A 7918-nucleotide genomic window follows, 5' to 3' on the forward strand; every position below is an offset into this window, starting at 1 on the left:
ACGACGGTAGCACAGGGGTCGCCGGAAGGCTCGAGAAATCTCGTACCCGGGGTGGACACGGGCGCCGGCTCTACTGCGTGGCGAGTACCCCGGATTGTCGGCAGCCGCACGACGACGGGACGGCCCCCGGGCGGAGACGCTGGGCGGACGATCGACACCCAGATGTGGAGACCTCCTGCCGTGGCAACTTTCCTGTACCGAGTGGGCCGTCTGGCCTTCAGGCGACGCTGGTACGTCGCCCTGGTCTGGGCGGCCGTCCTGGCCGCCGTGGGGCTGGGCGCCCTCAAGGCTCCGGGCGCCGTCGACGAGGAGTTCTCGATGCCCGGCATCGAGTCCCAGAAGGCGTTCGACCTGATGGAGGAGCGCTTCCCCGGAGACACCGCCGACAGCGCCACCGCACGGGTCGTGTTCATCGCGCCCAGCGGTGAGAAGGTGACCGCCGCCGGGAACAGGGAGGCGATAGAGAAGGCCGTCGGCGGCCTGGGCGACGGGACGCAGGTCGCGGGCGCCGTCGACCCGTTCCGGGCGAAGACGGTCAGCAAGGACGGCTCGACCGCCTTCGCGACCGTCACCTACGAGGTCGGCGCGGCCGACCTCACCGACGCCAGCCGTGCCCACCTGGAGCGCACGATCGACCAGGCCCGGGATTCCGGGCTGACCGTCGAGGCCGGCGGCACCGCGCTCGCCGAGGAGGGCGGGCCGGGCGGCGCGGCCGAGATCATCGGTGTCGCGATCGCCGCGGTCGTGCTGCTCATCACCTTCGGCTCGCTGGCCGCCGCCGGGCTGCCCCTGCTCACGGCCGTCATCGGTGTCGGTGTGAGCATGGCCACGATCCTGGCCCTGTCCAGCGCCCTCGGCCTGTCCACCACCACCGGCACCCTGGCGATGATGCTGGGCCTGGCCGTCGGCATCGACTACGCCCTGTTCGTCGTCTCCCGCTACCGCGAGGAGCGCGCCAAGGGCCGGACGCCGCAGGAGGCGACCGGCCTTGCCGTCGGCACCGCCGGGTCCGCGGTCGTCTTCGCCGGGCTCACCGTCGTCATCGCGCTGGCCGGGCTCGCCGTCGTCGGCATCCCGATGCTCACCAAGATGGGGCTGGCCGCGGCGGGCGCCGTCGTCGTCGCCGTGCTGATCGCGCTGACCCTCGTGCCGGCGTTCCTCGGCTTCTGGCCGAACGCCGTCCTGACCCGCCGGTCCCGCAGGAGCGGCCGCATCGAGGGCAGCGGCGAGACCAACGGCGGCACCCGCTGGGCCCGCTACGTCCTGCGCCGGCCCCTGCCCGTGCTGCTCCTGGGCGTGCTCGGCCTCGGCGCCCTGGCCGTGCCGGTGACCGGCCTGCAGCTGGGCATGCCCGGCGACGAGGCGAAGCCGGTCTCCACCACCGAACGCCGCGCCTACGACGCGCTCGCCGAGGGCTTCGGGCCGGGCTTCAACGGGCCGCTCACCATCGTCGTGGACGCCAAGGGCGCCGCCGACCCGAAGGCCGCCGCCGCCACGGTCGCCGAGGAGATCGGCGCCACCGGGGGCGTGGTGTCCGTCGCCCCGGCCCGCTTCAACGACGCCGGTGACACGGCCGTCTTCTCGGTCGTGCCGTCGACGGCGCCGACCGACGAGAGGACCAAGGACCTGGTGACGACCATCCGGGACGAGCGGCCAGGCGTCGAGTCGGACACCGGGGCGAGCTACGAGGTCACCGGCACCACCGCGATGAACATCGACATCGCGGCGAAGGTGCAGGCGGCGCTGGTGCCGTACCTGATCGTGGTGGTCGGCCTGGCGGTGGTGCTGCTGCTGGTGGTCTTCCGGTCGCTGCTCGTCCCGCTGAAGGCGGCCCTCGGCTTCCTGCTGTCGGTGCTGGCCTCCCTCGGCGCGGTCGTCGTGGTCTTCCAGGAGGGGCACGGGGCGGAGCTGTTCGGCGTGGAGCAGACCGGCCCGATCATGAGCCTGATGCCGATCTTCCTGGTGGGCATCGTCTTCGGTCTGGCGATGGACTACGAGGTGTTCCTCGTCTCGCGGATGCGGGAGGCCCACGTCCACGGCGAGACGTCCGAGCGGGCGGTCGTGTCCGGCTTCCGGCACAGCGCCCGGGTGGTCGTGGCCGCCGCCCTGATCATGATCGCGGTGTTCGCCGGGTTCATCGGCGAGAGCGACTCCATGATCAAGATGATCGGGTTCGGGCTCGCCACGGCCGTCCTGTTCGACGCGTTCGTCGTCCGGATGGCGATCGTGCCGGCCGTCCTCGCCCTGCTCGGCGACAAGGCCTGGTGGCTGCCGAAGTGGCTGGACCGGCTGCTGCCCCGCGTCGACGTGGAGGGGGAGGCCCTCACCCGGCCGGCGGCCGGATCCGCCCCGGACGGCGCCCGGGACCTGGAACCGGCGCGCACCTGAGCAGACCCGTCCCGGGGCCGCCCGTGGCCAAGGACACGGGCGGCCCCTCGGGCGTCCCCACCCCGCATCGATGACGATGGTGGCAGTCCACCGACCGGAGAGCCCCATGACCACCAGCCCGGAGCGGCGCTACGCGGACCGCCTGGAGGAGTTCGCCCACCGCCGCCCCTTCCTCGTCGACCTGGCGACGGCGCTGGCGCTGATGGCCTGCGCGACCTACGGCACCTCCCTGACGCTGCCCAGCGCGAACACGCCGGCCCGGGACACGACCGGAATCGTCCTCATGGGCGTGGGCTGCCTCTTCCTGCTCAAGCACCGCGCCTATCCGCGCACCGTCGTCCTGGTCAACACGGCCTGCACGGTGACGGCGGTGGCGAAGGGCTACCTGCTCACGCCGCTGCTGCTGGCGCCGATCATGGCGGCGCTGTACTGGCTGGCCACCGTCTCCCCGCGCAAGACCATCCGCGTCTACGGCCTCGTCACCATGCTGGCGGTGACCGTCGCGGCCGTGTTCGCCCACTCCATGGAGCACCTCTCGCTGCTGCTGCGCACGATCGGCCCCTTCTTCTGGCTGCTGCTCCCCCTCGCCGCCGGCAACATGACGCGGATGCGGCGCGCCTATCTGCACGCCGTGCAGGCCCGGGCCGAGCACGCCGAGCGGACCCGGGAGGAGGAGGCCCGGCTGCGGGTCACCGAGGAGCGCGTGCGCATCGCCCGGGAGCTGCACGACGTGGTGGCCCACCATATGGCCCTGGCCAACGCCCAGGCCGGCACGGCCGCCCACCTCGCCCTCACCAGCCCCGAGCAGAGCCGGAAGATCCTCACCGACCTGACCGGCACCACCTCCGCCGCGCTGCGGGAGCTGAAGGCCGCGCTCGGGCTGCTGCGCGAGAACGACGACGCCGACGGGGCCGGCCCGCTGGAGCCGTCGCCCGGTCTGGCCCGGCTGCCCGAGCTGGTCTCGGCGTGCGAGTCGGCCGGCCTGGAGGTCGCCGTCAGCACGGAGGGCGAGCCGCAGCCGCTGTCGCCGGGCGTCGACCTCACCGCGTACCGGATCGTGCAGGAGGCCCTCACCAACGTCACCAAGCACGCCGCCGCCGAGGCCGTCCACATCCGGCTCGCCTACACCGGCTCCCGTCTGCTGATCACCGTCACCAACGACGGCCCCAGCAGGGCGGAGCCCGCCCAGGGCCGCGGCTTCGGCGTGATGGGCATGCGCGAGCGGGCCCGCTCCATCGGCGGCGACCTGTGCGCCGGACCCCGCCCCCAGGGTGGCTTCGAGGTCACCACCGCCCTGCCGCTGCAGCCCGCCGACCACCTTCCGGAAGGAACCACCGCATGAGCATCAGGGTGCTGCTCGCCGACGACCAGGCCCTGCTGCGGGCCACCTTCCGCATCCTCATCGACTCCTGCGCGGACATGGAGGTCGTCGCCGAGGCCTCCGACGGCAGGGAGGCGGTGGAGCTGGCCCGCGCCCACCGCCCCGACATCGTCCTGATGGACATCCGCATGCCCGGCACCGACGGCCTGGCCGCCACCTCCACGCTCTGCGCCGACCCGGAGCTGTCCGCCACCCGCGTGCTGATCCTGACCACGTTCGAGACCGAGGACTACGTCGCCCAGGCCCTGCGCGCCGGGGCCAGCGGCTTCCTCGGCAAGGACGTCACCGCCGACACGCTGCTGGCCGGCCTGCGCACGGTGGCCTCCGGCGAGGCGCTGCTGTCGCCGGGGGCCACCCGCTCCCTGATCACCCGCTTCCTCATGGCACCGGCCCCCGGCGCGGATCAGGCGCCGCCGGAGCGCCTGGCCGACCTCACGGTCCGCGAACGCGAGGTGATGGCCCTGGCGGCGGAGGGCCGCTCCAACACCGAGATCGCCGACGACCTCGTGCTCAGCCCGCTGACCGTGCGCACCCACATCCACCGCGCGATGACCAAGCTCGGCGCCCGCGACCGGGCCCAGCTCGTCGTCATCGCCTACCAGACGGGCCTGGTCCGCGCGGCACCCCCGGCGTGAGGCGCCGCTACGGCCTGCCGTAGGCGGCCACCATGAGGTGCTCCGCCACCCGGTTCATGTCCCGGCCCTTGGCGTCGGTGGAGTTGACGCTGTAGACGAGGGTGCGCGAGCCGTCGCGGGTGGAGGCCACGGCCGCGTTGTAGCCTCGACCAGAAGCGGCCGGGCGGCGGCGCGTTCCCGCCCCCGGTCCCACGCGTCGCGCAGCCTGCCGCGTATGCCCGTCACCCCTACGCCCCCGCCCCGTCCCGTCCCCTGCCGTGCCGGCTGTCGGCCGGCGGCTGCCGGACACGGTAACGGGGGAGGGCTGTGGCGGCAGAACGCGTTCGCGAGGGTCGCCACCGGATACCGGGCCGCCCGCCGCGCCGGGATCTCGCCGCGGGGCCGCCGGCGCACGGGCGGCACCCTGGTCGCGTGCGGCGAGTTCTCCCTCGTCGTCGCCGGGCTCGCCGCCGGCGCCGCGCCGCGGGTCGGCCCGCCGGCCACCGCCTGCGTCCTGATCCTGGTCGTCGTCGGCCCGCTCACCGCCCGCTGGATAGAGCCCCTCGCCCGGCGCCTGGACCGCCGCACCGTCTCCGCCCCCGCGGCGCAGAGCCCCAAGAGTGCGCCGCTCGGGGGCAGTCGAGGCGCCCGGACGCCCCACGCCGGGAACGGCCGGAAGGCGCCCGGGCAAAGACGCCATATCCCCCGACCGTGCCCGGCGCACCACACGCGGCGGCACAATCGCTGTGCAGGACAGCGGAAGGAACCGCCGGCATGATCGAGTGGATGCCCCTGAGGACCGGGGTCAGGCCCGTCCCCCAGCCCGTGGCGACGCCGTTGGTCTGGGCCGGGGCCTTCGGCGGCGCACTGGTGCTCGTGGCGCTCCTCAACAGCCTGGTCGGGCCCGGCCGGCCCGCACTGGCCCTGGCCGCGCTGTCGTTGCTCGCCGCCGTGCTGGGGCTGTGCGCCCGCTTCACGGCGGCCCCCGGCACGGCCGTCCTGTGCTGGCTGTTCCTCAACGCGTTCGGCATCCCGCCCATGGGCACCCTCACCTGGGCGGGCCACCGCGACGCCGCCTGGCTCGGCTGTCTGCTCGCCGCCACCCTCGTCGGCACGGCCCTGTCCCGCGTCGCCCACGCCCGCGCCGCCTACCACCGTCTGGCCCCGGGCGGCACCCGGCCCGGCCGCCACGGGCGTTAGGATCCGGGCCATGCCCCTGACCGCGGAGGACGTGGACCGGTTCGAAGCCTTCAGGCCCCGCCTGGAAGCCATGGCCTACCGGCTCCTCGGTTCGGCGAGCGAGGCCGAGGACGTCGTGCAGGAGACGTTCCTGCGGTGGCAGGCCGCCGACGTCGAGCGCGTCGAGGTACCCGAGGCCTGGCTGACGAAGGTGCTCACCAACCTGTGCCTCAACCAGCTCACCTCCGCCCGCGCACGCCGCGAGACCTACGTGGGCCAGTGGCTGCCCGAGCCGCTGCTCGCCGGTGACCCGATGCTCGGCCCGGCCGACACCGCCGAACAGCGCGACTCGGTCTCGTACGCCGTCCTCACCCTGCTGGAGCGCCTGACCCCCAACGAGCGGGCGGTGTACGTGCTGCGCGAGGCCTTCGGTTACGCGCACCGGGAGATCGCCGGGATCCTCGACGTCACCGAGGCCGCCAGCCAGCAGATCTTCCACCGCGCCAAGCGGCACGTCGCCGCGGGCAAGGCCCGCGCGGAGGTCGACGAGGCCACCGCGCGGCGGGTCATCGACGAGTTCCTCGCCGCCGCCACCAGCGGCCGGACCGAACCGCTCGTACGGCTGCTCACCGAGGACGCCGTGGCGATCGGCGACGGCGGCGGCAAGGTCCCGGCCCGCGCCCGGGCGTTCGAGGGCGCCCTCGCGGTCGCGAAGTTCCTGCGCGGCATGTTCAGGCCGGGCAAGGCCCAGCGCGCCCTGGCCGGCGGCTCGGTCGAGATGTACGCCACCACCGCCAACGGCGGGCCCGCCCTCCTGGCGGTCGTCGACGGCCGGGTCTTCGGCATCACCACCCTGGAGATCACCGCCGACGGCATCGCCGCGCTCCGCAGCCAGGTCAACCCCGACAAGCTGGAGCGCGCGACCCGGCAGTGGGCGGCCTCCGACCACGGAGAACCCCTGGTCACGCTCTTCTGACCCGCCCCTCACCCCGATGTGAGCTGCTTCACACCGCACTCCTGTCAGGAAACGGCGGACCACCCGGTTCAAGGGGTGAATCCGCGAACGACAGGAGCCAGGAAATGCAGCACCGCATCATCGTCCTCGGCGCCGGATACACCGGCGCCGTCGCCGCCGGCCGCCTCGCCAGGCGCCTGCACCGCGACGACGTCGCCATCACCCTCGTCAACGCCGAGCCCGACTTCGTCGAGCGCGTCCGGATGCACCAGCTCGCCGTCGGCCAGGACCTGACGCCCCGGCCCTTCGACGAGATGTTCCGGGGCACCGGCGTCGCCGTGAAGCTCGCGCGGGTCACCGCCGTCGACGTCGACCGCAGGACCGTCACCGTCACCGCCCCGCACGACTCCGGCACACCGGGGCAGGGGCAGCCCGGGGACGCGGAGCCGTCGCACGAGGAACTGGAGTACGACACGCTCGTGTACGCGCTCGGCAGCGGCTGGAACGCGCACGGCGTGCCCGGTGTCGCCGAGCACGCCCACGACATCGCCGGCCGCCCCGGAGCGCTCCGGCTGCGCGAGCGCCTGGCCCGCCTCGACGCCGGACAGCCCGTCGTCGTGGTCGGCGGCGGCCTCACCGGCCTGGAGGCGGCGACCGAGATCGCGGAGGCCCGCCCGGACCTCGACGTCACCCTCGTCGCCGGCGGTGGCCTCGGTGACTGGCTGTCGCCCCGGGGCCGCCGGCACGTGCGGAAGGTGACCGACCGGCTCGGCATCACCGTGCACGAGCACACCGAGGTCACCTCCGTCGCGGCCGACCACGTCACCACCGCCGACGGCGGCTCCGTGCCCGCCGCGGTCACCGTGTGGACGACGGGCTTCGCCGTCCACCCGATCGCCCGGGCCACCGCCCTCGAGGTCACCGACACCGGCCGGATCGTCGTCGACCGGACCATGCGCTCGGTCTCGCACCCGGACGTGTACGCCGTCGGCGACGCGGCCCTCGCGACGGGCCCCGGCGGGAAGCCGCTGCGCATGTCGTGCGCCTCGGGCGTGCCCATGGCCTGGCAGGCCGCCGACGCCATCGCGGCCCGCCTGACCGGCGGAAAGCTGCCGAACGTGTCGATCAGGTACTTCAACCAGTGCGTCTCGCTGGGCCGCGGGGACGGCCTGATCCAGTACGTCACCGCCGACGACCGGGCCGTCGAGGCGGCCCTGACCGGCCGGCTCGCCGCCCTCTACAAGGAACTGGTCTGCAAGGGCGCGGCCTGGGGCGTCACCCACCCGGTCATCGGGCCGGCCCGCCGCCGGCGGGTCGCGGCCGGAGCCGTCGCGGCGAACCCGTCGGTCGAGGCGGCGGCCTGACGGGCGGGACGAGGCCGGGCCCCGGGGCGGGTGCCCC

General features: G+C 74.3%; 6 protein-coding genes and 2 pseudogenes. 7 read left to right on the top strand and 1 reads right to left on the bottom strand.

Annotated elements, in window-relative coordinates; translation table 11 throughout:
* The first annotated feature begins 180 nt into the window (after positions 1 to 180).
* From RIN80_RS21475 to RIN80_RS21485, 3 genes are all read left to right on the top strand, one after another.
* On the top strand, positions 181 to 2388 hold the full coding sequence (locus RIN80_RS21475; protein ID WP_309097257.1) for an MMPL family transporter: 2208 nt from the start codon (positions 181 to 183) through the stop codon (positions 2386 to 2388).
* Positions 2389 to 2494: 106 nt separating this feature from the next.
* Positions 2495 to 3730, top strand: coding sequence for a sensor histidine kinase (locus RIN80_RS21480; RefSeq protein ID WP_309097258.1), 1236 nt, complete (start codon positions 2495 to 2497; stop codon positions 3728 to 3730).
* Complete coding sequence (locus RIN80_RS21485; protein ID WP_309097259.1) at positions 3727 to 4404, top strand: response regulator transcription factor; 678 nt, start codon at positions 3727 to 3729, stop codon at positions 4402 to 4404. Before RIN80_RS21480 ends, RIN80_RS21485 begins: the two co-directional genes overlap by 4 nt.
* 7 nt (positions 4405 to 4411) lie before the next feature.
* Here RIN80_RS21485 and RIN80_RS21490 read toward each other — a convergent pair.
* A pseudogene (locus RIN80_RS21490) lies at positions 4412 to 4549 on the bottom strand (peptidase); the annotation flags it as partial.
* A gap of 183 nt (positions 4550 to 4732) precedes the next feature.
* Between RIN80_RS21490 and RIN80_RS21495 the strand changes: the two are divergent.
* The 4 genes and pseudogenes from RIN80_RS21495 to RIN80_RS21510 all read left to right on the top strand — a co-directional run.
* Positions 4733 to 5161 (top strand): annotated as a pseudogene (locus RIN80_RS21495) (hypothetical protein); the annotation flags it as partial.
* Positions 5158 to 5583, top strand: a complete 426-nt coding sequence (locus RIN80_RS21500) for a hypothetical protein (protein WP_309097260.1) — start codon at positions 5158 to 5160, stop codon at positions 5581 to 5583. The pseudogene RIN80_RS21495 and the gene RIN80_RS21500, both read left to right, overlap by 4 nt.
* A 10-nt stretch (positions 5584 to 5593) precedes the next feature.
* On the top strand, positions 5594 to 6538 hold the full coding sequence (locus tag RIN80_RS21505) for an RNA polymerase sigma-70 factor (protein WP_309097261.1): 945 nt from the start codon (positions 5594 to 5596) through the stop codon (positions 6536 to 6538).
* A 104-nt stretch (positions 6539 to 6642) separates the two neighbouring features.
* Positions 6643 to 7881, top strand: a complete 1239-nt coding sequence (locus RIN80_RS21510; RefSeq protein WP_309097262.1) for an FAD-dependent oxidoreductase — start codon at positions 6643 to 6645, stop codon at positions 7879 to 7881.
* The last annotated feature ends 37 nt before the right edge of the window (positions 7882 to 7918 follow it).

This window comes from Streptomyces sp. (genome assembly GCF_031181705.1).
Lineage (GTDB): Bacteria > Actinomycetota > Actinomycetes > Streptomycetales > Streptomycetaceae > Streptomyces.